This is a genomic window from Allobosea sp. P4_H5 (genome assembly GCF_056400825.1).
Window position 1 is genome coordinate 762,529 of sequence record NZ_JBFUKM010000001.1, and the last position, 24,359, is coordinate 786,887.

Sequence of the window (24,359 nt, forward strand, 5' to 3'; positions counted from 1 at the left end):
CCACTTGGATTTCCCCGTCTTCGAAGAAAGCGATATGGCAGACGGGCCTTTCGTTCAGGAAGACGTGGTCACACACGAAGCATCGTCGCTCCATTCTTTAGTCCCCTGCTTTTCAAACCGTGCCGCTAGCCCCTATTCGGCACGACCATCCCTCACCAATCGACTCATACCGTACCGCATACGAACGAAGGTTTCGTTGTCGTGATCCGGAGCAGCGGAGCCGCTCCGGATCGATGTCTGGCTCAAGCGGCTCGTGCCAGCCGCCAGCGAGCGAGGTCGACGAGCAGGAAAGCCACGAGGCTCACGCCGGCCAGCGGCAGCGCCCAGCCCATCCCCGCCGTAACGACGACCGCCATCACCCGGCCAGGCCAGCCGAGCCGCAGCCAGGCCTGGACCAGCGTGCGCGGCAGCGAACCCGCCGCCGGCCGCTGCCGCCACCAGATCCGGTAGCCGAGCAGCGTCGTCAGCATCAGCGCGAGGCCGAGCCCCGCCATCAGCAATTGGTTCGGCCAGCCGAACAGGATGCCCATATGGGTGTCGATGCCCCAGCGGATCAGCTTGGCGATGAGCGGAAAGGTCTCGAAATCGGCCCGGCTGACCACCGAGAGATCACGCGGGTCGAGCGCAACCGTATCGACCTGCGTCGGCCAGCTCCGGTCGTATTCCCGGACCAACCAGGCCTGGCCCTCAGCCCGAGGCGGCCGCATCTCGACATGCGGGGAATCGATCCCGGCCACCTTGGCGGCAGAGAAGACCGCATCGAGCTGCTGGACGCTACCTGGAGCCGCCGCCCCCACGGACGGGCCATGATCGCTGTGATGGGCGTGAGCGTCAGCCGCGGGCGCCGCACCGAGCTTCAGCGAGACCGAAGGGGTCACCCAGCCGAGACTGGCCCGCAAAGCATCGATCCGGTCGCCGGCATGGTTCGACCAGGTCAGGCCGGTGATCGACAGGAAGACGAGGCCGAGCGAAAGCGTCAGCCCGATCAAACCGTGCCAGCGCCGGTCGCGCAGCGCCGGATTGGCACGCGCCCGCTCGGACGCCCTCGGATTGCGCCGCCAGAACCACATCAGGACGCCGCCGAGCACCACCGCCCAGAGCCAGGACGCCGCCAGCTCGCTGTAATTCCGGCCGAACTCGCCGAGCAGCAGGTTGCGATGCAGATAGTCGAGCTGCGTCCGGAACGGCAGGATGCCGCTGGTGCCGTAAACGATGAGATCGCCCTTGATCGCCAGCGAGACCGGATCGACGAAGATCGCCCGGCTTTCGGAATCGCCGAGGCCAGCTTGAGCGAACATCACGCGCGTGGTCTGGCCAGCGGCTGGTGCGGGGCGGATGGCGAAGAAGCGCGGCCCCTCGCCGATATGCTTTCGCGCGGCCTCCGTCTGGCCGGCGAGCGAAGCGGGCTCGCCGGCGGCGGTCGCGGTCAATTGCTCGCGATAGATCAGGTTCTCGATCTGCGGCGTCAACACATAGAGCGTGCCGGTCAGCGCTGCGACCAGGATGAACGGGCCGACGAACAGCCCGGCATAGAAGTGCAGCCTCGCGATGAAGGCCTTGAATTCGGAGGATAATGCGAAGGCGCGGCCGGCATCGGCGCGCGTCTGGACATCCGCGTGAGCGGTCATGGCTGGATTTCCCGAAATGGACCTGCCGAAATGCCGCTGGCGCGCTGGCTCAGCAGAACATTCGGTCATTGCGACGGAAAGCGGCCTCAAAGGCCGCTGCGGCGTCAGGCCCGGACGGGCGGTCCTCTCGGGCGGGCAGCGAGCCGCTCCTGCCCCGGCAGCGGCCGTGCCGTCAGGTCGTCGAAGCGGACAATCGTGACGCCGGGCTCGACATCTTCGGGGAGAGCCGGCCGGTCGGGTGGCGCATAAGCTGCACCTATCCAGGAGCAGCCGAGCAGGCAGCAGGCCGGCAGATGCGGCGCAGGCTCCTCGCCCGGCAGCGGCACGCCCTCGCCACCCGGCGCGCACAGCGTCAGATGTGCGGCGCGGTCGAGCAGCGCCGGGGCGAGGCTTTGCCCGGAAAGCGCCGCGCCGAACAGCCCCTGCAGCACGAGCACATAGGCCGCGATGATCGCGACCCAGGGCCTGGCCCGGTTGCATCTGCTTGCGATCAAGACTGAGATCCCGTTGAGCACGCTCTACGGCAACAGCTACCAGTTTCGCGCCGGGGGAACATGCTCAACTTGCTGATCTTTCGTGAACGATCTTCCCTGCGATGAGCCTGAGAGAGCGAAATGCCTCCCGGCGCAGCCGGCAGCATCTCTACGCCTTGACGTAGACGAACGCTTCCTTGCCGGAAGCCAACCGGACGCTGATGCGCTTGTAGTCGGCGACCTCGTAGCGGTCGGCAGCCGCAAGTTCCTCGGCGGAGATGGCGAAGACCTTGCCGGCCACCCTGTCGGCCGGATCGTCGCTCGGTGCGACCACCGGGTGGAAGCGCTTGCCGCTGGTGCGGATCACCTCGGGATCGGTGATCTCCAGCATGGTCTGGGCAAAGCCCGGCATGGCGTCGTCATGGCCGTCGAGCAGCCGACCGAACGAGGCGAGCTGGACGTTCTCCTGCTGCAGCGTGCCGTAGGAGAACAGAAGGATGCTGCGCTCGCTGGCCATGCTCGCTCCGCTTCAACGGCGGCTAGAGTGCCGCCAGCAGCTTTTCGCGCGCGGCGCGCGAACCGGCAAGGCGCTGCCTTGCCGCAGCCAGGATCGCCTCCGGCGCCTCCTGCGGCGTGCCGGCTCGGAACGGCGGCTGCGGCGCATATTCGAGCGAGAGCTGGATCGTCTGCGCTTCCTCCTCGCCGAGCAGTTCGGCGATCACGGTGAGCCCGAAATCGATGCCGGAGGTGACGCCGCCGGCGGTGATCAGATTGCCGTCGCGCACGACGCGCCCCTCCGTGGGGATCGCGCCGAAGCGCGCCAGCAGGTCATGCGCGTTCCAGTGGCTGGTCGCGCGCTTGCCCTTCAGCAGCCCAGCCATCCCGAGCACCAGCGATCCCGTGCAGACCGAGGTGAGATAACGCACCTGCCCGGCCCGCTCGCGCAGGAAGGCGAGGACGGTCTCGTCATTCAGCAGCGGATTGACCCCGCTGCCGCCCGGCACGCAGAGCACGTCGAGCGCCGGGCATTCGGCGAAGGTCGTGGTCGGCGTCAGCGTCAGCCCGGTCGCGGCCTTCAGCGGTGCCGTATCCTTCCAGATCAGATGCACCTGCGCTCCCTTGGCCGAGGCGAAGACCTCATAGGGGCCGGTCAAATCGAGCTGCTGGACCTGCGGGAAGACGAGGATGCCGAAGCTGAGGGACATGGGCAGAACTCCTGATTGACGGGAGCAGCCTAGCGGGCAAAGCTCTGGCCGAACTGCCAAGCATCCCTCGCTTCATGCCAAACATGCGCCGCATCGAGATCCTGACCTTCCCCGGCGGGCAATTGCTCGACGTCGCCGGTCCCTTGCAGGTCTTCGCCACCGCCAACGACCTCGCCCACCTCGCCGGCCGGTCCCTGCCCTATGAGACCGCGGTCGTCGCCGCCGAGGGCCGCGTCGTCACAAGCGCGCGGCTCGAACTCGGCGCTGCCCCGCTTCCCGAGCCGGATGCGCCACTGCATACGCTGGTCATCGCCGGCGGCTATGGCGTCAACGCCGCCTGCCGCGACGAGGCGCTGGTTGGTTGGGTCCGTCAGCGCGCCGCAACGGCTGAACGCACCGCCTCGGTCTGCAGCGGAGCCTTCCTGCTCGCATCGGCCGGCCTGCTCGACGGCAAGCGCGCCGTGACGCATTGGGGTCGCTGCGATGAATTCCGGGCGATGTTCCCGTCCGTTCGGCTCGAGCCCGACCCGATCTACATCCGCGACGGCGCCGTCTGGACCTCGGCCGGCGTCACCGCCGGGATCGACCTTGCTCTGGCGCTGGTCGAGGCCGATCTCGGCCGCGAGCCGGCGCTCGCCATCGCCCGCCAGCTCGTCGTCTTCCTGAAGCGCCCCGGCGGCCAGGCGCAGTTCAGCGCCGCATTGACCTTGCAGGAGAAGGACGAGCGCTTCGACCTCCTGCATAGCTGGATCGTCGAGAATTTGCGCCGCGACCTCTCGCTGGAGGCCCTCGCCGGGCAAGCCAATATGAGCCTGCGCAGCTTCGCCCGGCATTACCGCCAGGCGACGGGCCGCACGCCGGCCCGCGCCGTCGAGGAGATCAGGATCGAGACCGCGCGCCGCCTGCTCGAACAGGGCCTCTCCGTCGCGCAAGCCGGTCGGCGCTGCGGCTTCGGCTCCGAGGAGACCTTGCGCCGCGCCTTCCTGCGCCGGCTCGGAGCCAGCCCGCAGGCCTATCGCGACCGGTTCGCGGGGTAGATGGGCGATTCTGGCCCGCTACCCCTTTCCATACCTTGCCTATGAGGCTTTGCCGGCGTCGAACAGATGCTGCCAGGCTTCGTAGAGATCCTCGCCCTCGTCGCGAACGCGGACATGGGTCAGCTGCATCTCGCGTTGCTCGGCGGGCCGCCTCAATTCGACATAGCCGCGCTCGGCGGAGAGATCGTAAGGAGCCCCGTCCTCGTTGGAATAGGCGTAGTAGACCCGGGAAACGCCGGACAGATACATGGCCGAGCAGCACATCGAGCAGGGAGAGCCGCTGGCATAGACCACGGCGCCGCTCAGGTCGGTCGTCCCCAGCGCCTTGGCTGCGGCGCGCACGGCCTGCATTTCGGCATGGGCGCTGGGATCACACAGGCTTTCCACCTGGTTGACGGCACGCGCGACGACCTTGCCATCCTTGACCAGCACCGCACCGAACGGCCAGGTCCGGCGCTCCCTGACGTTCTCCATCCCGAGCCTGATGGAATCGACAAGGTGCTTTTCGATTTCGGCGCTTGACATTTTCGTTTCCTCTTTATGGATCACATTGATTTCATTGAAGAAATCATATTTTTCTCTAGGCAACAAACGGATCTGCGGTCAACGTGAGCGGAAGAATAACTCCTTGAACCCAGAGTGACGGCTATGGCCTTCCGTCTCCCACACTATGATCAGCGTCGATGATCCTGAGATCGCGCAGGAATTCGCATGCTGAGCATCGCTGAAGCAGAGGAACTGGTCGCGCAGCATCTCGGCGATGCGCCGCGAGCCAACCATTCGCGCGTCGTCGCCCATGTCATGCGCAGGCTCGCACAGGTTCTGTCGCAGCCGGCCGAGCTCTGGGAGGTCGTCGGCCTCTGCCACGACCTTGATTTCTTTGCGGTTCAGGGCGATTGGAGCCGCCACGGCCCGATGGCGGTGGAATGGCTCGGCGACCGCATTCCGCCGGAGGCACAGCAAGCGATCGCAGCCCATGACCACCGCACCGGCATCGCGGCGGATTCACTGCTCGCGGATTCGCTCAAGGTCGCCGACGCCATCACTGTCATCGACGAGAAACTGGGACGCCCGGCGCTCCGCGCCATCGATGTCGCGAGCCCCTATACGACGCTGCGCAGCCAGCTTGGCCGGCGCTCATATCTTGCCGACATGGTCGAGCATTTCACGCAGAAGCATGGACTTCCATTCGAGCGCCTCGTCGAAACGATCGTCGACGCGCCCGAACAGCCCCTGCCGGCCTAGGCGCTTACAGCGCCAGTTCCATCAGCCTTTCGCCATTGGCGCGGGTCTCCCCCGTGTCGCGGAAGCCTTGCGCCAGATAGAAGCCGTGCGGCCCAGCCTCGCCGGGCAGGTAGCTCAACCGCGCAAGTGTGTATCCCAGCGTCGGCAGGCCCTTCAGCCAGAGCGCGATCGCCTCGCGCCCATAGCCTTTGCCCTGATGGCGCCCGTCGATCATGAAGCGCCAGAGGAAGCAGCTCGCGCCATCATCCTCCGGCCGCCACATGATGAAGCCGACCGGCTCCTCACTGGCATAGATCGCCCGAAACGCGGCTGCCGGGTTGAAATGGGCCTGCGCGATCGAGACCGCATTGGGCGCGACGAAGCCGCTCTGCTCCTCATGCGGCTCGAGATCGCAGATTGCGCGCACGGTCTCGGCCGTGATCTCGCGCAATGAGACGACGGGCACGTTCAAGCCATGCCCTCACTTCTCCAGGAAGGCCTTCACCGCCCCTTCGGCCTGCTTCATCGAGATCACGCCGTCGAGATGGCCGCGCGCGCCCTGGATGGTGACGTGAGTGACGTCGCGACCGGCCTTCTTCGCCTCGGCCACGGTGCGCTGGATCATCTCGTCGGGGAAGACCAGGTCCTTCGGCTGGTTGACGATCAGCAGCGGCGCCTTGATCCGGCTCATCGCGTCCGCAAGCGACTTGCCGCCGGCGGTATAGAGCTGGTTGGCCTTGACCAGATAGAGGAAGTGGTTGGCGTCCGAGACTTTCGCACGCGCCTCGCCGGCATTGTCCAAAATGCTCTGGACCTGGAACTTGTTGCCGAGCGCCTTGGCCGGGTCCTCGCCCTCCTTGGCCGGGCGGCGGCCGAAGGTGCCGTTGGTCCAGTCGCTGTGGTTGGCCTGCAGGGTAACGACGGTCAGCGCCTTGGCGAGGCCGGCGGTGGGCGGCGTCTTGCCGTAATAATCGCCCTTGTTCCAGTTCGGATCGACCAGGATCGGTGCCGCCCAGACGTCGAGCCAGGCGATCAGCTGAGCATCCGCTTCCGCCGCGCCGATCACCGCCATCGCCTTGCCGACCATGTCGGGATAGCTCGCCGCCCATTCATAGGTCTGCAGCGCGCCCATCGAGGGGCCGGCGACCATGACGAGCTTCTTGATGCCAAGACTCTCGACCAAGGCTTTCTGGACGTTGACGAAATCGCCGATGGTCACGACCGGGAAATCGAGTGCATAGGGTTTGTTGGTGTCCGGATCGATCGAAGCCGGGCCGGTGGTCGTCACCTTCGGGTCGCCGGTGTTGAGGTTCACCAGCGTGTCGGAGGACAGGACGAAATACTTGTTGGTGTCGATCGCCTTGCCGGGGCCGATGATCGCGTCCCAATAGCCCGGTGCGGCATCCGCAGCGGCATATTTGCCGGCGGCGTGCGAATTGGCCGAGAAGAAATGGCAGATCAGGATCGCATTGGATTTGTCGGCGTTGAGCGTGCCGTAGCTCTCCCAGCCGACCTTGACGTTCTTCAGCGTCCGGCCACCCTGCGTGGTGTAGCTTGGCAGCTCAAAGACCTTCTTCTCGGCGATCAAATCCTGCGCCTCAGCCATTCCCGTCACCATCACGCCAACGACACCAAGCACTCCTGCGATCCAAGCCTTCATGCCGCACTCCTCCGCTCCGGCCGGGTTCTCGGCCTTGGGCTGGATCAGAGCGGATTTGTCCGGCTAACGGAAGGGGGCTTCTTCCTTCTCCCCTCCGGGGGAGAAGGTGGCAGCGCGAAGCGCTGACGGATGAGGGAAGGATGGCCCCAGCCTATCTCCCTCCCACCCAGTCGCACCGCCCTCATCCCCCTGCCGGGACCTTCTCCCCCGAGGGGAGAAGGAAGCTCACAGCGTCTCGAGCAGCCCCTTGATCAGGGCCCGGCGCGGCGCGATCGAGGAAATCAGCGCGTATTCCTGCAAGGTGTGGGCGCCATCGCCGTCGATGCCGAGGCCGTCCAGCGTCGGGATGCCGAGCGCCGCGGTGAAGTTGCCGTCCGAGCCGCCGCCGGTCATCGGGCAGTCGTGCAGGTCGAAGCCGACCTTCGCCGCCACCGCCCGCGCCTGCTCATAGAGCGCCGCGACTTCCGGAGATTTCTCGTAGGGCGGCCGGTTCATGCCGCCGGTGATCGAGAGCTTCACATCCGGATCATGGGCCTTCAGGCACAGGATGCGTTCCTCCATCGCCACGCCATCAGCCACCGTGGTGACACGGCAATCGACGCTGAACCAGGCATGCTGTGGGATGACGTTCGCCGCGGTGCCGCCGCCGACCAGCGCCACCGTCGTGGTGATGCCGCGCGAATAATCGGTCATGCCCTCGATCGCGAGGATCTGATGTGCCGCCTCGCGGATCGCGTTGCGGCCGTCGGCATGGCGCGAGCCGGAATGCGCCGGCCGGCCTTCGAGCTTGACCTCGAAACGGCCGACGCCCTTGCGCGCCGTGACGATCTTGCCGCCCTCGCGCGCCGGCTCGGTCACCAGCACCGCCATTGCTTCGCGGCCGATATCCTCGATCAAAGCCCGCGAGGTCGGCGAGCCGATCTCCTCATCCGGCGTGAACAGGAAGACCAGCGGCCGCTGCACCGTGCCAGACCTGGCCGCATCCTTGAAGGCCTGCAGCGCCAGCCAGGCGCCGCCCTTCATGTCGTAGACGCCGGGGCCGTAGAGCCGGTCGCCCTCGACGCGGACGGCTAAGTCCTTGGCGCTGGTCCCTACCGGATGGACGGTGTCGAGATGCGACATCAATGCGATCGCCTTCTCGCCGTTCCGGACACCGGCACGCAGGATCAGGTTGTCGCCGAGCCCGTCGCGGCCGGGAACGCGCTCGACCGCGATCGGCAGGCCTTCGACCTCCCTTGCGACGAGGTCCATCATGCCGTTGACGCCGGGCACGTGATGGGTGGGGCTCTCCAGCGCTACCCAGACGGTAAGCGCGGGGACGGCAGGATCGTGAATGGTCATGATGGGGAAGGTTTTCGCAGGAAAGCGTGGCGATAACAGGACATTGGCCGATTTGGAGTCTTTGTCCATGGTGAAACGCGCCTAGCAGCCCTGCGGGGGCGGCGTTTCAGAATTTTTTCGACGCAGTGTCGGCAGCGCCGATCCTCGTCCGTCCTCGACGCAGACCCGCCGAGGACCAGACCATGCGCCTGCCTGCCGCCCCAGCCATACTGCCGGCCCTGCCCCGGTTGCGCGGCCTCGTGGCGGCGCTTGCCGGCTTCGCCGCGGTCCTCATACTCGCGCTCCTTGCCGACCAGGCCCTGCGCGCGATCGGCCTGCCGCCGCCGGCGGCCCAGCCCATGCCGGAGCTCGGCCGCCAGGCGCTCACGTCCTGGCTCCGAGCAAGCTGCCTTCTGATTAGCGGCCTCCTCGCAAGGGCCGCGTTCGCTAGACGCGCTTGACGTTCCAGAAGGTCGGGAAGCTCGGCAGCACGCCTGTGAGCTTGCGATTGAAGGCCGTCGGCTGGAAGTACTGGCCGAGCGGCGCATAGGGCACGTCCTCGAAAACCTGCTTCTGGATCTCGGTTGCGAGCTTCTGCTTGGTCGCCAGGTCGGAGGCATCCATCCAGGCCTCGCGCAGCGCCTCGATCTTCGGCGCGGTGGGCCAGCCCGGCCAGGCCGCAGCGCCATTGCCCCGCAGCGAGATGTGGCCGACAGGGTCAAGGATGTCGATGCCGTTCCAGCCGGTGAAGAAGCAGTTCCAGCCACCTTGTGCCGGGGGCTCCTTCTTGGCGCGGCGCGTCACCACCGTACCCCAGTCCATCACCTGGTAATCGACGTTCATGCCGATGCGTTTAAGCATCTCGCCCGCGACCTCGCACTCGGCCTTGAGGTTGGCGAGATCGGTGACGCCGAGCAGCACGACCTTCTCGCCATTGTAGCCAGCGGCAGCCAGTGCCTGCTTGACCTTGGCGATGTCGCGCGGGCCATTCAGCACCTCCATGCCGGCATCGTTGGCCATCGGCGTGCCGGGCGGGAAGACACCGACGCCAGTGCGCCACAGCGTCTTGTCCGGTCCGCCGACCGCCTCCATGAACTCGGCCTGGTCGATCGCCAGCAGCATTGCGCGGCGGATCGCCGGATTGTCGAAGGGCGGATGCAGGTGGTTCATCCGCATGATCGCGATGGCGCCGGTCGTCTCCTTGACCGCGACCTCGAGCTTCGGATCCTTCGCCAGGAGCGGCAGGATGTCGGGCAGCGGCTGCTCGACCCAATCGATCTCGCCGCTCTGCAAGGCAGCCGCCGCCGTCGCGGGGTCCGGCAAGGTGTGCCATTCGATCCGCTCGACATGGGCGATCTTCGGCCCTGCCGTGCGCCCGGGCCTGCCGTCGCCACGCGGCACGTAACCCGCGAACTTCTCGTAGACCGTCCGGCTCCCGGACTGGCGTTCGCTGGCGATAAAGCGGAACGGACCACTGCCGATGACTTCCGTGACCTGGGTCGCCGCATCGGTCAGAGCCAGCCGCTCCGGCATGATCACCGGCACCGAGGCCGTCATCTTGGCGAGCGCGTCAGGTAGCAGCGGGAACGGCTTTTTCAGCCGGAAGCGCAAGGTCCTGTCGTCGACGGCAGCGAGTTCTTCGGTCTGCGCCATCAGCGTCTGGCCGAAGGAGTCGCGCTTGCCCCAGCGGTTCAGGCTGGCGACGCAGTCCTTCGCCAGCACTGGCGTGCCGTCATGGAACTTGAGGCCCTCGCGCAGCTTGATAGTCCAGCTCTTGCCATCCGCCTCAGCGAGCGCGCCCTCGGCCATTTGCGGCTGCGCCTTGTAGCTCTCGTCCTGCCCGAACAGCGTGTCATAGGCGAGAAAGGCGTGGTTGCGGGTGACGGTCGCCGTCGTCCAGATCGGATCGACGACTGCAAGGTCGCCCTGAGGCACGAACTTGATCACGTTCTTGTCGGCCCCACGGCCGATATTGGGTTTGCTGACCGCAAAAGCGGCAGCCGTGCCTGCGATGAACGCGCGACGTGTCGGCATGTCAGGCTCCCTGGAGCCGGTTCCGATCAGCCTGCACCGCGAGCCGATCGGCAAACGGTCTCCAAACCAAAAGGAAGAGACGGATTCACCGATCAGATTGGAACAACCTGATCGGATCCGGCTCTGCAACAGGGCGTCGATCCGGGATGGTGAGGCCCTGGCGATACGGCGGGCTGCAGGCAACCAGCATGCCAGCGGCCGGTCAAGCCGGCTGCCTGCTCACCCGGATCGTTCAGGCCGCGTCGCGCAGGTCGCCGAGATCGAGCTCGATCAGGAAGTTTGGATCGGCCTCGACCAGCAGCGCCAGCGCCGCATCGTCGGCGAGCGAATCCGCCAGCGTCCGTGCTTCGTCGCGGGCCGCCTCGGCGTCGAGCCGGCGCAGCAGCGCCATCAGCGCATTGGCCCCAGGCCCTTCCAGGCCTTCGCAAGCGATCAGCACCTCCGCCAGCAGGTCGCGGTCAATACCGCCCCTGCCGTGCAAGCCGGGGCCTGCTCGCTTCAGCGCTTCCACGGCGGCGGCGAAGGCCGGAAGCAGGGCCTCCGGCATCGCTGCCTTGCGATAGAGCGCCTTCAGGCCGGCCCCGCGCCGATCCCAGAGCAGTGCCCGCACCCGCTTCAGCGGCAAGTCGGACAGTGCCGCGAAGGCGGATTCGGCCAGAGCCGGCTCGCCGCTCAGCAGCGAGCGCAGGATCACGCCCGGCGTCAGGCGGCCATTTTCGCGCAGGCAATCGACGATCGCCGGGGCATCGCTGGCCTCGCCACCGGCCGCGAGCGCGACTGCGACCCGCTCGGTCGATTCGCGGGCGAGCCGGGCGCTGCGCTCCTCGGTCAGCCAACCGCACCCTGAGACGAAGGCGGCGAGCGCATCGGACACCTTGGCGGCGATCGCCTGGCGCAAGCCCGGTGGCAAGTCGTTACGCGCCAGCATCGCCTCGCGCACCGCGCCAGCCTCGCCCTCGCGCTCGAAGATGCGCTCCAGCGAGAAATCGGGAATCTCGGCGGTCGGGTTGGCGAGCAGCACAACCAGTGCCTCCTCGCAGCCGACCTCGGCCAAGGCAGCGCAGATGCCGGGCGACAAGCAGGACCGCTGCGCAATCGCGCGCTGCGCGAGGCCGTCGCCGATCGCGGCGGCATCGACGAGGTCGGCCTCGGTCAGCACCGGCGACTGCGCCAGCAACAGGGCGGCGATGTCGCTCTGCTCGGCGATCAGCCCGAGCACCAGATTGCGCGGGGCCTGCGGTGCGGCAGCGAGTTCCTCGGCCAACGCACGGCGGACCAATGGCGATGGGTCGTCGATCAGCGCGATCAGCGCTGTCTCGGCCTCGCGCCTGTCCTCGGGCGACATCGCCGAGCGCAGATAGGCGCCAGCCAGCGCGGCAGCCCCTTTCGCCCGTGCCTCAGCGGGGGCGGTGCGGGCCCAGAGCAGAAAGCGGCGGACGATCATCCGCGCCTCCCATGGAGCATGAACTGGCTGAGATCGAGCGGCCCGCGCCGTGGCTTGCGGGGCGTGGCAACTTCGCTGGAGGCGGTCTGCGTATCCGCGACGGCGAGGTCGCGCGGCCGCGACGGTGGCAGCGGCGCGTTGACGGTGGTCGAAGCGGTCGTGCCGCTCGCGCTTTCTGTCTTGGCGGCCTTGCCGGCGGATGAGGCCTCGCCTTCGCTCGCCGTGGCGTTCACACGCGGGAAATAGCGGGTCGCCGGATCGTCGTCGGTCGTACGGGACGTGCCGTTGCTGCGCGGCGTGGTCCAGAGATTGGCGACGGCCTTCGAGACCGGCGCACGCGATCCTTCGGTCGAGAACAGGCCGATCAGCCCCCTCGCCCGATCCGGCGCCAGCGCCGCGGCGATCGGCGCGACCGGCGGCTCGGCGGCATAGGCCGCGGCAGTGGTGGCCGCTCCAGTCGGCTTGGCCTGCGCCAGCATGGCGCCGGTCGTCGCCGCGACCTGGGTGTTGGCATGGCTGGCGGCGAGCAATCCGTAGACCTCCTGGGCGCTGCGGGCCCGGCCGGCCTTGTCGTAGAAGATCGAGCGATTCGCCGCGGCTGCCTCCGGGAAATCGCGCGCGGCGGCACGGGTCGGATCATTCCCGGCCGTGCGGATCAGGTCGGTAGCGCCACGCGCACCCAGCACATGCGCCATATAGAGCTCGCCGGCCTGCGGCTGGCGCCCGAGCGCCTGGCCGAGCTGCTCGGCATTCTTCTGCGTCAGCGCGCCCGCCATCACGGTTGCGACTTGCGGATCGGTCCGCAATTGCAGAATCTTCTCGCGCAGCGCCGGGTCCGACACGGTCAGGCGGCCGCTGCCGTCCTCGCTGATCGCGCCGGCATAGTTGGCCATGCCCTGCTTCGGCCCTTCCTGGCGCATGATCGACAGCCAGGTCTGCTCGATGAATTGGAACAGACCGGTCGCGCTCGAGGTGCGCGCCTTCGCATCCGGCTCCAGCGAGGATTCGCGTTGCGCGGTCTTCAGGAGATAGTCGAAGCCGACGCCGGTCTTGTCCGCGCCCTGCTTGATCGCACTGACGACAGGATTGGCAGGCGTTGTCTCACGGGTACTCGGCGTGCTGAAAAGGAACATTGGGTCACTCGGGCCGCTGCCGTTCCAGGCGGATCGGAGCACCCGCAGAGACTGGACCGATTATGGTAAGCGAACCGTTAAAACGGTCGTTTGCCGACCCCGGCCCGGAACCGAAAAAGAGCCACAGGAGCAAGACGATGGCGGAAGCGGTGCGGCATAAGCGGGGTGGGCTCTACTTCGAGGATTTCGAGATCGGCGTCTCGATCGAGCATCGGCTGACCCGCACGGTCACGCAGATGGACAACATGTTGTTCTCCAATATGACGCTGAATCCGCAGCCCTTGCATATCGACGCGCATTTCTGCGCGACCGAGACCGAATGGGGCAAGCCGCTGATGAACTCGCTGTTCACCCTCGGGCTGATGATCGGCATCTCCGTCAACGACACCACGGTCGGCACGACGATCGGCAATCTCGGCATGACCGACGTCACCTTCCCGGCTCCGCTTTTCGAGGGCGACACGGTGAACTGCGTCACCGAGATCGTCGCCAAGCGCGAATCGAAGTCGCGGCCGGACGCCGGCATCGTCGACTTCCATCACCGCGCCTACAAGCAGGACGGCACCTTGGTGGCTCAGTGCCGCCGCCAGGCCTTCATGAAGAAGCGTCCCGTCGAAGGACAGGCCTGATGCGCTCGCTCCTTTTCGTTCCCGCCGACAACCACAAGAAGCTGCAGAAGGGCCTGGAGAGCGGCGCCGATGCACTGATCCTCGACCTCGAGGATTCGGTCGCGCTCGACGCCAAGCCGGCAGCGCGCGACCTCGCCCGCGACTTCCTCAAGGAGGTGAAGACCCGCGCCAAGCGCCCGCGCCTGATCGTGCGCGTCAACGCATTGACGACGGGGATGACCGAGGCCGACCTCGATGTGGTGATGCAGGGCAGCCCGGACGCGATCATGCTGCCGAAATCCGAAGGCGGCCCCGATCTAAGCCATCTCGCCGCCCATATCGCGGTCCGCGAGGCCGAATATGATCTGCCCGACGGCGGGACCAAGATCATCGCGATCGCCACCGAGACCGGCAAGGGCATCTTCGGCCTCGGCAGCTATGCCGGCGCCAGCCATCGGCTTTCCGGCCTGACCTGGGGCGCCGAGGATCTTTCGGCCGATCTTGGCGCCGAGACCAACCGGCTCGAGGATGGCAGCTATGCCGATCCCTATCGGATGGCACGCTCGCTCCTGCTCTTCGCCGCTTCGGCGGCGCAGGTCGACGCGATCGACACCGTCTTCACCGCCTTCCGCGACGAAGCCGCGCTCCGTGCCGAATGTATCGCAGGACGGCGCGACGGCTTCACCGGCAAGATGGCGATCCATCCGGCGCAGGTGCCTGTCATCAACGAGGTCTTCTCGCCCTCGCCCGAAGCGCTCGCCCGGGCGGAGGCGATCATCAAGCTCTTCGACGAGAACCCCGGCCTCGGCGTGGTCGGGCTCGACGGCGAGATGCTCGACCGGCCACATCTGCTGCGCGCCCGCCGGCTGAAGGCGCGCGCGCAGAAGCTGGGCTGACCACGGCCTCAGGCATCGGACTCGGCGCAGGCGACCGCTGCGCCGGCCTGCGCCGGGCGCTTGGCGGGACCGAAGATCAGGACGCTGATCGCGGCCAGGACACCAGCGCTAATGCCGCCATAGAGCATCACCCAGCCAAAGCCCTGCACCAGCGCCGCATGCGCTCCGGCACCGGACGGGTCGTGCAGCGCCAGCGCCGGATAGACCTCGCGCAGCGAGCCGAGATTGCCGGCGGCGATCGAGGAGGCCAACGCCTGCAGCTGCGAGCGATCGAAGGCGGTCGACACCGCATCCGGCAACGACCGCCTGATGCCCTCGACCAGGATCAGCCCCATCACCGCGATGTTGATCGCGAGCGCGATCAGCCGCGCGCTGATGTCGATACCTGACGCCATGCCCGCGCGGTCGCTCGGAACCGATCCCGTGGTCGTATTGGTCACGGCCGGATTGGTCAGGCCAAGACCGATTCCGGCCAGCAGGGCGCCGGGCAGCAGGGTCATCCAGTTCGGTTGGGCAAGGCCCCTGCCGAACCACATCGCGATGAAACCGGCGCCGATCGTGAGCATCCCCAGGGGAATGACGACCTGCGGGCCATGACGCCGCAGCAAGTGGTCGGACACGGGCGGCATCAGCATGAAGGGCACGGTATAGGCCAGCAGCAGGAGCCCGGCGGCCTCGCTCCCGAGGCCGAGCCCGCTCTGGAAGTAGATCGGCAGATAGATGATGAACGGCCAGTAGCTGAAATTCATGCCGATGCAGCCGATGATCGCGCCGCTGAAGCGGCGGATCCGGAACACGGAGAAATCGAACATCGGCTGCGCGGCGCGCCGCTCCGCCACCAGGAAGGCGAGGAAGCTGGCAAGAGCCAGGCCGGCGAGGCCGAGCGCCGTAGCTGTACCCAGTTCGGCGCCCTGTGTAATGACATAGGAGAAGCCGAAGACCGCCAGGGTCAGCGTGACGATGCCAGCGACGTCGAGCGTCTTCGCCTGCGGATCGCGCGATTCGCGGATACCGATCGCAGCGGGCACCAGTGCCAGGACGGTCAGCGGGACATGGATCAGGAAGACCCACTGCCAGCCGGCCAGGCTCGCGATCACGCCGCCGATCACCGGGCCGAAGCCGAGCCCGACGCCGGTGACGACGCCCCAGATGGTGAAGGCCCTGCCCCGCTCGCGCCCGTCCGGAAACTGGTGCGAGATGATGGCGACGGCGCAGGTGAGCATGGCGCCGCCGGCCATGCCCTGCAGGAACCGGCCGGCGATCAGGATCGCGGCGCTCTGTGCCAATCCGCAGATCAGCGACGTCACGCCGAATGCCGCGGTCGTCGCGATGAAGACCCGCTTGCGACCATAGCGGTCGGCGAGTGTGCCCGTCGCCATCAGCACCGCCGTGCAGGCGATGGTGTAGGCGTTCATGATCCATTGCAGGGCCTTGAAATCGGCCGGCAACACCGCTTCCAGTGTCGGCAGGATGACCGGTACGCTGGATATCTCGAGGCCGAACATCAGCGTCGCCAGACAGGCGCCGGCCAGGGCCAAGGCATTTCGTGAGGATGGAGATATCGCCATGACGAGACCTTTCGGGTTCGATCCGCATCGCTCGGGATCGAGGAAGGCCTCTCGTCTAGGGGCAGCTTTGGCATGATAGAAATGATTTAATTTCGCAGTTTTCAGTATCTGTGATAATAAATCTCGGTCATGGATTTTGCTCCCGAACTGTTGCGCGCGCTCGTCGCCGTCGCCGAAGCCGGCGGGTTCACCCGCGCGGCAGAACGCCTGCACCTGACGCAATCGGCGGTCAGCCACCAGATCCGCAGGCTGGAGGAGCAGATCGGCGCGCCGCTCTTCATTCGGACCACCCGCAAGCTGGCGCTGACCGAGGATGGCGAGGAGTTCCTGCGCCATGCCAGGCAGATTTTGCAGGCGCACGCCGCCTTGAGCCAGCGCTTCCAGGCATCCACCCTCGCCGGCGCAATCCGGTTCGGCGTGCCGGAGAACTTCCTGGGCGATGAGCTGCCGCACTTGCTGAGCCGCTTCGCCCGCGCCTTCCCGGCCGTGCGCCTGGAAGCCTCGGTCAGCCTCTGCCAAGACTTCAGCGCCAGGATCGAGAGCGGCGAGCTCGACCTCGCGGTGGCGATGCGCCGAGCCGGCGAAACTGGCGGGACCGTGCTGCGACGGTCGCGCTATGTCTGGGCCGCGGCCGAGGATTTCACGGTTCCGCCCGGCTCGTCGCTGCCGCTGGCGCTGTCGAATCCGCCCTGTCTGTGCCGAACCGTCGCCATCGAGGCCCTGGCCGACTCCGGTGTCGAATGGCATATCGGCTTCACATCGGCCAATCTGCACGGGCTGCGGGCGGCGATGCTGGCTGGACTCGGCGCTTCGATCATCGCTCATGACGAGCTCGAGCCGGGCATGAAAGTTCTCGCGCCGAGCTACGGCCTGCCGCCGCTCCCCGATCTGGAATTCGCGCTGATCTGGTCCGCCAACGGCAAGATGCCTTGCTCCCGCGAACTCGGCCGGCTGATCGCCGACGCCGCAAGACGTCTCGGTGGCCCCGTGCTGAATCGACCAGCGCAGCGCAGGACACTCGCTGAGACGCAGGCTTAGCCGAAGGCACCAACCGATTCGACTGATTCGGGTTTTCCGGCTTCCCAGAAGAGCGACGCGGCTATTCGGACTGGCACGCGCTCACCTGATCTGCCAGCATTGATGCCGCGCCGCGCTCGCCAGGCACTCCTGCGCCTTCTTGGCGGCGTCGAGCTCGCGCAGCAGCCAGAACCCCGCCCCGACCATCACCAGCACGGCGATGATCGCAAGCAGGTTCACGGTCATGCGCCATTGCTCGTCCGGCTCCTCGTCCTGGCGCCGGACCATGGCGCTCAGCCCCCGGCCGGCCGGACGATCGAGAACAACTCGCTGACTTCGGCATAGTCGTTGTAGCCGCAGCGCGCGATCGGATTGGCCTTGGCCGTGTCGAAGCGGCCGTCATGGACGAAGGCTTCGCCGACATAAGCCGCGACGACCTGGCCGAGCACCATCCAGCGCGGCACGTCGTTGCCGTCGATATCCTTGAGCTGCTGGATCGAGAGCAGCTTGCATTCGAGCGCCGCGGGGCTGGCAGCGACCCGCGGTGGCTTGACGATGCGCGAGGGCGCCATCTCCAGCCCGGCATGGGCGTATTCGCTTGTCCCGCGTGGCAGCGGCGCCGAGGTCAGGTTCATCTGCTGGTCGAGCGCCTTGCTCACCAGGCTGCAGGTGAACTCGCCGGTCTCCTCGATGAAGGCGACTGCATCCTTCTTGTTCTCCGAGGAGAACATCACGATGTTCGGCCGCGACGAGATCGCGTTGAAGAAGCTGTAGGGCGAGAGATTGACCTCGCCCCTGGCGTTGACCGCGCTGATCCAGCCGATCGGCCGAGGCGTCACGATCGCCTTGAACGGGTCGTGCCTGAAATCGAGATCGCGCCCTTGATCGGTGTAGTACATCGCGCTCATGCCTCGAACCGGCTGACGATGGCGGCAAGGTCCGGCCGCTCGCGGTCGGCCGGGCGGCCATCCGCCTTGCCGAGATGGACAAAGCCGGCGATGCGCTCGTCCGGCTCGAGCCCGAAGGCATCGAGCACCTTGCGATCGAAGGCGAACCAGTTGGTCAGCCAGGAGCCGTTGAAGCCGAGTGCCTCGGCAGCGATCAGCATGTTCATGCAGACGGCGCCAGCCGAGAGCTCCTGCTCCCATTCCGGGATCTTCTCGTGCTTGCGGGCCCGCGAGACCACGGCGATCACCACTGGAGCGTGGAGCAGGCGCTTGCGCTCGAAGGCGACCTTCTCCTCGTCGGCCTGCGGATTGCGTTCCCTGAAGACATCCGCGACGATCTCGGCTGCCTTGTCCTTGGCGGCCCCGGAGAAGACGATGAAGCGCCAGGGCGCGAGCTTGCCATGGTCCGGCACGCGCGCCGCCACGGTCAGGATCTCGCGCAGCTGCGCATCGTCCGGCCCCGGAGCGATGAGAAATTGCGGTGGCACCGAGCGACGGAGCTTGAGCAGGGAGAGCGTGTCGGTCATGAACGATCCGGAAGATGGCGCAGCGACGGGGATGATGGTTCCCAGTTAAGGTTTCGCCATGATGAGGACAAGCGAGCCTGCTCCTTCCCCGGTGCAAGGACGATGACGGCACAGCGCATGTTTCAACGCGACGAGTTCCAGACGGTGGCAACGCCATTGCGGCATGGGCGGCGAGGCCCACTAATGTCGAACCGCCCCTTTCTGCACGCCCCCCCATCCCWAACCCTTCCCCACCGCAAGCGGGGGGAAGGGAATATGGCACCGCGCTTGTCAGCGGTCGGGCCAACAAGCGCGGTTGCCGCTACAGTACCCCTTCCCCCCGCTTGCGGTGGGGAAGGCTGGGATGGGGGGCCGTGATGCAGGGCAAGACGCGGAAGGATCCGCGCACCGGCAATGCAAGACGCCTCAGGCGCGAAATGACACCAGCCGAGAAGCGGCTATGGGCTCAGTTGCGTCTGCTGGAGCTACCGGGAGGCCATTTCCGCAGACAGGCACCTATGGGCCCCTATTTCGCAGACTTTGCACATTTCCACTCCAAACTCGTGGTCGAACTCGACGGGGACCAGCACGGGCTTCCCGAAGCGCAAGCTCATGATGCCGCACGCACTGCCTACTTGGCTGCGCATGACTATCGCGTCTTGCGCTTCTGGAATCGTGAGATCACTGAGAATCTTGACGGCGTCGTAGAGACGATCTTTCGCGCCGTGCACGCCGCATCGCCAGCACCAACGACAATCGTGAACCGAAAAACCTTCTGTACCAATCTTATCCTGGCAGCGTTGAGCACTCTGGCTCTGAGCGCTCCCACCCTCGCCCAGACGCCAGGTGCGACGCCCTCGGCCACGACGCCCGGCTCGCCTCCGCCGGATATCGTCCCCGCCATCCGCCCCGGCCAGGCGATGCTCAGCCTCAGCGCCCAGTTCTCCGGTAACCGCAAGCCGGTCCGCTCCGGACTGGTCTGGCGCGTGTTGAGCGAATCCGCCGACGGCTCGCCGCCCAAGATCATCGCCCGCTCCAGCGCGGCCGAGCCCAGCTTCCCGCTCGATCCCGGCGTCTATCTGCTCCATGCCGCCTATGGTTTCGCCAGCGCGACCAAGCGCGTCACGCTCGGCGCCCAGGGCCTGACCGACCGGCTCAGCATTAGCGCCGGCGGGCTCTCGCTTGCCGGCTCGATCGGCGAGACACCGATCGCGCCCAACCTGCTGAACTTCTCGGTGTTCGTGCCGCTGCAGGGCAATTCGGAAGGCCGCCTGGTGGCGTCGAACGTCAAGTCCGGCGAGCTGATCCGCCTGCCCGAGGGCACCTATCACATCGTCTCGACCTATGGCGATTCGAACGCGATCCAGCGCTCCGACGTCAGGGTCGAATCCGGCCAAGTCACCCAGGCGACCCTGCATCACCGCGCCGCGCAGGTGACCTTGAAGCTGGTCGCCGGTCCCGGCGGCGAGGCCTTCGCCGGCACCGCCTTCAGCGTGCTCACCCCGGGCGGCGACGTCATCCGCGAGGCGATCGGCGCCTTCCCGCAGGTGATCCTGTCCGAGGGCGACTATGTGCTGATCGCCCGCCAGGAGGGCCAGGTTTTCTCTCGCGACTTCAAGGTCGAGGCCGGACGCGACCGCGACATCGAGGTGATCGCGCGCTGAGGCGCGCTCAGGAGCTCAATTGGTAGGCTTGCCCGGCCCACCGCCCTCGCCAAGCTCGGCGACGATCCCGTCGGCGAGGCGGATGGCGAGGCAGCGATAGCCGGCCTCGACCACCTGCAGCCCGTCCATGCCGACGATCTCCTCCTCGCTGAACTGCTTCGAGCCCGACCAGTTCTTCATCATCGCGTAGCGCGGGAAGACCGGCACGCCGCTCTCGCTCGCCGTCTTGGCCAGAACGGCGCGGTAATCGTCATACTTGGGATAGCGGCCCTCGCGCGGCAGCCAGGGCATGTCCATCAGCACGAGGTCGATCCCGGCCTCCTGCAGCTTGTGAGTGCCCTTGCGCAGGATCTTGGCGAGCTTCTCCTCGCCGATATCGCGGATGGCATCGTTCACCGCCGTCTGCCAGATCACCAGCGCCGGCTTCTCCGGGATGACCTCGGCCTCGAGCCGCAGATACATCTCATAGGCCGACTGGCCGCCGACGCCGAGGTTGAGCACCTTGACCTCGCGCCCGGGCAGGCGCCGGCGCAACTCGGCTTCGAGCACCGCAGGATAGCTGCGATCGGCGTCGCTCGTACCCGTTCCAGCTGTGGTCGATGATCCGAGCGTGATGATACTGAGCCGGTTAGTCTCGGCCAGATTCCGCTTGGAGGCCGCCAAAACCGGCTTGAACGGGTGCTGGGCCGCCCCGGCCCGGCAGCGCCCATCCACCATCTGAGCGAGCGGCTTGGGCCCGGCAGTGGCCGGCAAAGCCGACGCCAGGAGCAGAAGGACAGCGCTCAGGCCGTAGCGGCCTGCTCGCGCGGGGCGCTGGCGGCGCGTGCCGTAAGCGTCTTGTACCACGACAGAAACGTTCCTAGCCCGAGCAGGATGGTAATCCCGCCCAGCGTCACGAGCAACTGGACCCAAAGGGTGAAGGAGGTCTCCGCAAGGATGATCTGCCCGGCGATCGCCAGGACTATGCCGGCGCAGAACACTTCGAGCGAATGCCGCCCGAGCGCAGCCAATCGCCGGCCGGCCAGTCCAGTCAGAATGCGCGCATCGGGCCGCAGGAAGCGCAGCACCAGCCAGGCCAGCGCCGCCAGATGCGCGACGCGCGGCCAGGCGAGGTTGGTCTTGTCGGTGCCGATCTGCAGGCTGTCGATCCAGTCGTTCATGAGCGCGATGCCGAACGGATTGCCCGAGGACAGCTTCACCATCGCAGCGAACAGGACGACGACGATGGCCGCAGCGTCGACGAGGCGCAGCTTCGGCACGCCGGCGCCGACGAGTCCGAGGCGACCGATGACGACGCCGAGCGTGAACAGCATCTGCCAGGCGAAGGGATTGAAGAACCAGCCGCCTTCGCCCGGATGGTTCGGCAAATTGAATCCGGCATGGGTGGCGCCCTGCCAGATCGCGACGGAGACAGCGACCGCCGCCAGCGGGCTGGTTCGGGCGGTGACGTAAATCAGCGGGAAGGCCGCCAGTAGCACGATGTAGAGCGGCAGGATGTCGAGATAATAGGGCTGGTAGACCAGCCCGAGCGCATTGACGATCGCCGCCGGCGTGTCGCTGAAGAAGGGCTGGATGTTGATCGCCTCGACGTAGAGCGCGTTCTGGGTGCGCACCACCGCCGTCGCGACGATGCCGCAGACCAGCACGAACAGCGCCAGATGGGCGATGTAGAGCGTCCAGATCCGGGCGCCGACCTTGAGCGAACCGACGAGGAGCCCGCGCTGGTCGATCAGGCGGCCATAGGCGAAGGTGGCCGAAACGCCGGCCAGCAGCACGAAGATGTCGGCCGCATCCGAGAAGCCGTAATTATGCGGCATCAAGGACGAGACGATGTTGCCCGGCATGTGATTGACGAAGATCACCAGCAGGATCAGGCCGCGGATCACGTCGATGCGCAGGTCGCGGCCGGGCGAGGCCGCATCGCGCGGACCCTTTCCGAACAGCATCAGGCGCCAGAATCCGCTCACGTCACCACCGCATCCATCTGCACGGCCTGTGAGACGGCCGCACATTCGTTCATCTGCCGTTCATCTTAACATTGTGTTGCGAGCAAGGCTCCGCAGCCAGGGATCACAACCCTGTGCATCAACGTGACGAGGACGCTTTGGTTCGCAGGTGGCGGGCGCATGCGGCAAAGCGATCCGCCTGCGGCTTCAACAGCCTGGGACGGATCGCATCACTATTGAACGAGTGATCACATGAGCTGGGCGGGTAGCCGAGCTGCGTCAGGCGCCTGCGTCCTCGGCCGCCTTCGTCGCATCGCGCTTCTTCTCGACCCGGCGCACCGAGAACACCGAGAGCTCGTAGAGCAGCAGCATCGGCACTGCGAGCATCAGCTGCGAGATCACGTCGGGCGGGGTCAGAACCGCCGCGATCACGAAGACGAAGACGATGGCGTAGCGGCGCTTGTCCTTCAGGAACTGCGCATCGATGATTCCCGCCTGGCCGAGCAGGGTCAGGATCACCGGCAGCTGGAAGGAAATGCCGAAGGCGAAGATCAGCGTCATGATCAGCGAGAGGTACTCGCTGACCTTGGGCAGCAGCGCGATGCCGGCCTGTCCTTCGCTCGCCGCCTGCTGCATGCCGATGGAGAACTTCATCAGCACCGGCATGGCGAAGAAGAACACCAGCGCCGCGCCAAGCAGGAAGAAGATCGGTGTCGCCGCCAGATAGGGCGCGAAGGCCTGCCGCTCGTTCTTGTAGAGACCGGGCGCGACGAACTTGTAGATCTGCGTCGCGATCACCGGGAAGGCGAAGAAGCCGGCGCCGAACGCCGCGACCTTGATATGGGTGAAGAGCAGCTCGAGCGGGCCGGTATAGATCAACTGCGCATTGGCGCTCGACCCCGCCGCCCAGACATAGGGCAGCACGAGGGTGTTGTAGATCTGCGTCGAGAAGGCGAAGCAGATGAAGAACATGATCAGGAAGGCGACCAGCGACTTGATCAGCCGCGAGCGCAGTTCGATCAGGTGGTCGATCAGCGGGGCGCGCGAGGCCTCGATCTCGTCCTCGCCCGCGCGCTTCGTCTCGGTATTGGTCTCGACGACGCTCATGCCGTCTCTCCGCCCTCGGTCTCGGCGACCTTCGCTTTGCGCTTGCGGGCGGGCTTGGCCGGCGGCTCTTCAGCAGCGATCTCGGCCGACTCATCGGTCGCAACCGTCTTGCGGCGGCGCTTGGGCTTTTCTTCCGGCGCGGGCTCGGCGACGGGCGCCGGCTCGATGCTGACAGGCGCCGGCAACTCGGGAGCCGGCAACGCGGCGAGCGTCGCCTCGGCCTCCTGCATCGCCTTGTCGTCGGCCGCAGCCTGCTTCGAGGCGTCGGTGGCGCCGAAATCCTTCATCGGCTCGATCGGATCGAAATTGGTCGAGGCCTGAATCGAATTGCCGATGTCGTCGACCTGCTTCTTCAGGTCGGTCAGCTCGGCCTCGCGCATGGCGTCGTTGAACTGGCCCTGGAATTCGGCCGCCATCCGCCGAATCTTGCCGATCGCCTGCCCGGCCGTGCGCAACGCGCCGGGCAGTTCCTTGGGGCCGATCACGACGAGCGCGACGCCCCCGATCAGCAGCATTTCGCTCCAGGCGATGTCGAACATCGACGGCCGATCCTCTGGAAACCCTGTAGGGCGCCTCAGGAGGCGCCGGAATCGGAGCCGATCAGGGTTTCCCCGATCGGCAAGTCCGCTCCTACGAGATCAGGCCTTGGTCTCGGCCTTGGCCGGCTGCGGGCTTGCGGTCTGGGCCGTCTGGTCGATCACCTTGGGATCGGCCGGCTGCTGCGCCGCCGGCGGAGTCTCGTCCTCGGCCATGCCCTTCTTGAACGACTTGATGCCCTTGGCGACATCGCCCATCAGTTCGGACACCTTGCCGCGGCCGAACAGCAGCATGACGATGACGCCGACGACGATCCAGTGCCAGATGCTGACGCCACCCATGGCGGTACTCCTCCGAATTTGAACGCGCGGCCCCAGTTGTGCCGAGGGGCCAGATGCTTGTGCC

At 66.6% G+C, this 24,359-nt stretch carries 26 protein-coding genes and 1 pseudogene; 7 read left to right on the top strand and 20 right to left on the bottom strand.

The window, feature by feature from the left end:
* Positions 1–242: 242 nt before the first annotated feature.
* The 4 genes from AC1DS0_RS03605 to AC1DS0_RS03620 all read right to left on the bottom strand — a co-directional run bounded on the left by AC1DS0_RS03605 (position 243) and on the right by AC1DS0_RS03620 (position 3,306).
* Positions 243–1,628, bottom strand: coding sequence for a PepSY-associated TM helix domain-containing protein (locus tag AC1DS0_RS03605; protein WP_476813001.1), 1,386 nt, complete (start codon positions 1,626–1,628; stop codon positions 243–245).
* Positions 1,629–1,732: 104 nt separating this feature from the next.
* Positions 1,733–2,122, bottom strand: coding sequence for a hypothetical protein (locus AC1DS0_RS03610; RefSeq protein ID WP_476813002.1), 390 nt, complete (start codon positions 2,120–2,122; stop codon positions 1,733–1,735).
* 148 nt (positions 2,123–2,270) lie between these two features.
* Complete coding sequence (locus AC1DS0_RS03615) at positions 2,271–2,618, bottom strand: gamma-glutamylcyclotransferase family protein (RefSeq protein WP_476813003.1); 348 nt, start codon at positions 2,616–2,618, stop codon at positions 2,271–2,273.
* Positions 2,619–2,640: 22 nt separating this feature from the next.
* The gene (locus tag AC1DS0_RS03620) at positions 2,641–3,306 is read right to left on the bottom strand and encodes a DJ-1/PfpI family protein (RefSeq protein WP_476813004.1); all 666 of its coding nucleotides are present in this window, start codon (positions 3,304–3,306) and stop codon (positions 2,641–2,643) included.
* 83 nt (positions 3,307–3,389) lie between these two features.
* Between AC1DS0_RS03620 and AC1DS0_RS03625 the strand changes: the two genes are divergently transcribed.
* Complete coding sequence (locus AC1DS0_RS03625; protein ID WP_476813083.1) at positions 3,390–4,343, top strand: GlxA family transcriptional regulator; 954 nt, start codon at positions 3,390–3,392, stop codon at positions 4,341–4,343.
* Between the two features lie 39 nt (positions 4,344–4,382).
* On the opposite strand, the gene AC1DS0_RS03630 is transcribed toward AC1DS0_RS03625, so the two are convergent.
* Positions 4,383–4,868 (bottom strand): nucleoside deaminase, encoded by a 486-nt coding sequence (locus AC1DS0_RS03630; RefSeq protein ID WP_476813005.1) that lies wholly within the window; start codon positions 4,866–4,868, stop codon positions 4,383–4,385.
* Positions 4,869–5,054: 186 nt separating this feature from the next.
* Between AC1DS0_RS03630 and AC1DS0_RS03635 the strand changes: the two genes are divergently transcribed.
* The gene (locus AC1DS0_RS03635; protein ID WP_476813006.1) at positions 5,055–5,588 is read left to right on the top strand and encodes an HD domain-containing protein; all 534 of its coding nucleotides are present in this window, start codon (positions 5,055–5,057) and stop codon (positions 5,586–5,588) included.
* Positions 5,589–5,592: 4 nt separating this feature from the next.
* On the opposite strand, the gene AC1DS0_RS03640 is transcribed toward AC1DS0_RS03635, so the two are convergent.
* The 6 genes from AC1DS0_RS03640 to AC1DS0_RS03665 all read right to left on the bottom strand — a co-directional run bounded on the left by AC1DS0_RS03640 (position 5,593) and on the right by AC1DS0_RS03665 (position 13,158).
* Complete coding sequence (locus AC1DS0_RS03640; protein WP_476813084.1) at positions 5,593–6,033, bottom strand: GNAT family N-acetyltransferase; 441 nt, start codon at positions 6,031–6,033, stop codon at positions 5,593–5,595.
* Positions 6,034–6,048: 15 nt separating this feature from the next.
* Positions 6,049–7,227, bottom strand: coding sequence for an E22 family MetX-like putative esterase (locus tag AC1DS0_RS03645; RefSeq protein ID WP_476813007.1), 1,179 nt, complete (start codon positions 7,225–7,227; stop codon positions 6,049–6,051).
* A 225-nt stretch (positions 7,228–7,452) separates the two neighbouring features.
* Positions 7,453–8,568, bottom strand: coding sequence for a M20 family metallopeptidase (locus AC1DS0_RS03650; protein WP_476813008.1), 1,116 nt, complete (start codon positions 8,566–8,568; stop codon positions 7,453–7,455).
* Between the two features lie 426 nt (positions 8,569–8,994).
* Positions 8,995–10,581 (bottom strand): ABC transporter substrate-binding protein, encoded by a 1,587-nt coding sequence (locus tag AC1DS0_RS03655; protein ID WP_476813009.1) that lies wholly within the window; start codon positions 10,579–10,581, stop codon positions 8,995–8,997.
* Between the two features lie 232 nt (positions 10,582–10,813).
* Positions 10,814–12,025: a DUF2336 domain-containing protein gene (locus AC1DS0_RS03660; RefSeq protein WP_476813010.1), complete on the bottom strand. Its 1,212-nt coding sequence runs from the start codon at positions 12,023–12,025 to the stop codon at positions 10,814–10,816.
* Positions 12,022–13,158, bottom strand: coding sequence for a transglycosylase SLT domain-containing protein (locus AC1DS0_RS03665; protein ID WP_476813011.1), 1,137 nt, complete (start codon positions 13,156–13,158; stop codon positions 12,022–12,024). The genes AC1DS0_RS03660 and AC1DS0_RS03665 overlap by 4 nt, the downstream gene beginning before the upstream one ends.
* 137 nt (positions 13,159–13,295) lie before the next feature.
* On the opposite strand from AC1DS0_RS03665, the gene AC1DS0_RS03670 reads away from it, so the two are divergent.
* A complete protein-coding gene (locus AC1DS0_RS03670; protein ID WP_476813012.1) occupies positions 13,296–13,787 on the top strand; it encodes a MaoC family dehydratase in 492 nt (163 codons plus the stop codon).
* The gene (locus AC1DS0_RS03675) at positions 13,787–14,662 is read left to right on the top strand and encodes an HpcH/HpaI aldolase/citrate lyase family protein (protein ID WP_476813013.1); all 876 of its coding nucleotides are present in this window, start codon (positions 13,787–13,789) and stop codon (positions 14,660–14,662) included. Before AC1DS0_RS03670 ends, AC1DS0_RS03675 begins: the two co-directional genes overlap by 1 nt.
* 8 nt (positions 14,663–14,670) lie before the next feature.
* Here AC1DS0_RS03675 and AC1DS0_RS03680 read toward each other — a convergent pair whose 3' ends face one another.
* Positions 14,671–16,230 carry an MFS transporter gene (locus AC1DS0_RS03680; protein ID WP_476813014.1) on the bottom strand — a complete coding sequence of 520 codons (1,560 nt, stop codon included), beginning with the start codon at positions 16,228–16,230 and terminating at the stop codon, positions 14,671–14,673.
* Positions 16,231–16,359: 129 nt separating this feature from the next.
* Here AC1DS0_RS03680 and AC1DS0_RS03685 point away from each other — a divergent pair, with 129 nt between their 5' ends.
* Complete coding sequence (locus tag AC1DS0_RS03685) at positions 16,360–17,268, top strand: LysR family transcriptional regulator (RefSeq protein ID WP_152013926.1); 909 nt, start codon at positions 16,360–16,362, stop codon at positions 17,266–17,268.
* Positions 17,269–17,349: 81 nt separating this feature from the next.
* On the opposite strand, the gene AC1DS0_RS03690 is transcribed toward AC1DS0_RS03685, so the two are convergent.
* Genes AC1DS0_RS03690 through AC1DS0_RS03700 form a run of 3 tightly spaced genes read right to left on the bottom strand, consistent with a single transcriptional unit; the run spans position 17,350 to position 18,721 of the window.
* Complete coding sequence (locus AC1DS0_RS03690; protein WP_476813015.1) at positions 17,350–17,535, bottom strand: hypothetical protein; 186 nt, start codon at positions 17,533–17,535, stop codon at positions 17,350–17,352.
* A 5-nt stretch (positions 17,536–17,540) separates the two neighbouring features.
* A complete protein-coding gene (locus AC1DS0_RS03695) occupies positions 17,541–18,146 on the bottom strand; it encodes a flavin reductase family protein (RefSeq protein ID WP_476813085.1) in 606 nt (201 codons plus the stop codon).
* A gap of 5 nt (positions 18,147–18,151) precedes the next feature.
* Positions 18,152–18,721 carry a nitroreductase family protein gene (locus AC1DS0_RS03700; RefSeq protein ID WP_476813016.1) on the bottom strand — a complete coding sequence of 190 codons (570 nt, stop codon included), beginning with the start codon at positions 18,719–18,721 and terminating at the stop codon, positions 18,152–18,154.
* 356 nt (positions 18,722–19,077) lie between these two features.
* Between AC1DS0_RS03700 and AC1DS0_RS03705 the strand changes: the two are divergent.
* Positions 19,078–19,416, top strand: a pseudogene (locus tag AC1DS0_RS03705) (endonuclease domain-containing protein); the annotation flags it as partial.
* A gap of 84 nt (positions 19,417–19,500) precedes the next feature.
* Complete coding sequence (locus AC1DS0_RS03710) at positions 19,501–20,364, top strand: hypothetical protein (protein ID WP_476813086.1); 864 nt, start codon at positions 19,501–19,503, stop codon at positions 20,362–20,364.
* 15 nt (positions 20,365–20,379) lie between these two features.
* Here AC1DS0_RS03710 and AC1DS0_RS03715 read toward each other — a convergent pair whose 3' ends face one another.
* From AC1DS0_RS03715 to AC1DS0_RS03735, 5 genes are all read right to left on the bottom strand, one after another.
* On the bottom strand, positions 20,380–21,117 hold the full coding sequence (locus tag AC1DS0_RS03715; protein WP_476813017.1) for an SGNH/GDSL hydrolase family protein: 738 nt from the start codon (positions 21,115–21,117) through the stop codon (positions 20,380–20,382).
* A 29-nt stretch (positions 21,118–21,146) separates the two neighbouring features.
* Positions 21,147–22,331, bottom strand: a complete 1,185-nt coding sequence (locus tag AC1DS0_RS03720; protein ID WP_476813018.1) for an OpgC family protein — start codon at positions 22,329–22,331, stop codon at positions 21,147–21,149.
* Positions 22,332–22,589: 258 nt separating this feature from the next.
* Complete coding sequence (tatC, locus tag AC1DS0_RS03725) at positions 22,590–23,417, bottom strand: twin-arginine translocase subunit TatC (RefSeq protein WP_476813019.1); 828 nt, start codon at positions 23,415–23,417, stop codon at positions 22,590–22,592.
* A complete protein-coding gene (tatB, locus tag AC1DS0_RS03730) occupies positions 23,414–23,956 on the bottom strand; it encodes a Sec-independent protein translocase protein TatB (RefSeq protein ID WP_476813020.1) in 543 nt (180 codons plus the stop codon). The genes tatC and tatB overlap by 4 nt, the downstream gene beginning before the upstream one ends.
* A gap of 99 nt (positions 23,957–24,055) precedes the next feature.
* Positions 24,056–24,295: a twin-arginine translocase TatA/TatE family subunit gene (locus AC1DS0_RS03735; RefSeq protein WP_152013918.1), complete on the bottom strand. Its 240-nt coding sequence runs from the start codon at positions 24,293–24,295 to the stop codon at positions 24,056–24,058.
* Between the last annotated feature and the right edge of the window lie 64 nt (positions 24,296–24,359).

Coding starts and splice junctions, on each gene's coding strand:
- AC1DS0_RS03700 (WP_476813016.1), bottom strand. CDS start 18,721: ATGACCGACACGCTCTCCCTGCTCAAGCTCCGTCGCTCGGTGCCACCG.
- AC1DS0_RS03645 (WP_476813007.1), bottom strand. CDS start 7,227: ATGAAGGCTTGGATCGCAGGAGTGCTTGGTGTCGTTGGCGTGATGGTG.
- AC1DS0_RS03635 (WP_476813006.1), top strand. CDS start 5,055: ATGCTGAGCATCGCTGAAGCAGAGGAACTGGTCGCGCAGCATCTCGGC.
- AC1DS0_RS03605 (WP_476813001.1), bottom strand. CDS start 1,628: ATGACCGCTCACGCGGATGTCCAGACGCGCGCCGATGCCGGCCGCGCC.
- AC1DS0_RS03650 (WP_476813008.1), bottom strand. CDS start 8,568: ATGACCATTCACGATCCTGCCGTCCCCGCGCTTACCGTCTGGGTAGCG.
- AC1DS0_RS03690 (WP_476813015.1), bottom strand. CDS start 17,535: ATGGTCCGGCGCCAGGACGAGGAGCCGGACGAGCAATGGCGCATGACC.
- AC1DS0_RS03660 (WP_476813010.1), bottom strand. CDS start 12,025: ATGATCGTCCGCCGCTTTCTGCTCTGGGCCCGCACCGCCCCCGCTGAG.
- AC1DS0_RS03655 (WP_476813009.1), bottom strand. CDS start 10,581: ATGCCGACACGTCGCGCGTTCATCGCAGGCACGGCTGCCGCTTTTGCG.
- AC1DS0_RS03695 (WP_476813085.1), bottom strand. CDS start 18,146: ATGTACTACACCGATCAAGGGCGCGATCTCGATTTCAGGCACGACCCG.
- AC1DS0_RS03620 (WP_476813004.1), bottom strand. CDS start 3,306: ATGTCCCTCAGCTTCGGCATCCTCGTCTTCCCGCAGGTCCAGCAGCTC.
- AC1DS0_RS03665 (WP_476813011.1), bottom strand. CDS start 13,158: ATGTTCCTTTTCAGCACGCCGAGTACCCGTGAGACAACGCCTGCCAAT.
- AC1DS0_RS03735 (WP_152013918.1), bottom strand. CDS start 24,295: ATGGGTGGCGTCAGCATCTGGCACTGGATCGTCGTCGGCGTCATCGTC.
- AC1DS0_RS03670 (WP_476813012.1), top strand. CDS start 13,296: ATGGCGGAAGCGGTGCGGCATAAGCGGGGTGGGCTCTACTTCGAGGAT.
- AC1DS0_RS03625 (WP_476813083.1), top strand. CDS start 3,390: ATGCGCCGCATCGAGATCCTGACCTTCCCCGGCGGGCAATTGCTCGAC.
- AC1DS0_RS03615 (WP_476813003.1), bottom strand. CDS start 2,618: ATGGCCAGCGAGCGCAGCATCCTTCTGTTCTCCTACGGCACGCTGCAG.
- AC1DS0_RS03685 (WP_152013926.1), top strand. CDS start 16,360: ATGGATTTTGCTCCCGAACTGTTGCGCGCGCTCGTCGCCGTCGCCGAA.
- tatB (WP_476813020.1), bottom strand. CDS start 23,956: ATGTTCGACATCGCCTGGAGCGAAATGCTGCTGATCGGGGGCGTCGCG.
- AC1DS0_RS03680 (WP_476813014.1), bottom strand. CDS start 16,230: ATGGCGATATCTCCATCCTCACGAAATGCCTTGGCCCTGGCCGGCGCC.
- tatC (WP_476813019.1), bottom strand. CDS start 23,417: ATGAGCGTCGTCGAGACCAATACCGAGACGAAGCGCGCGGGCGAGGAC.
- AC1DS0_RS03630 (WP_476813005.1), bottom strand. CDS start 4,868: ATGTCAAGCGCCGAAATCGAAAAGCACCTTGTCGATTCCATCAGGCTC.
- AC1DS0_RS03675 (WP_476813013.1), top strand. CDS start 13,787: ATGCGCTCGCTCCTTTTCGTTCCCGCCGACAACCACAAGAAGCTGCAG.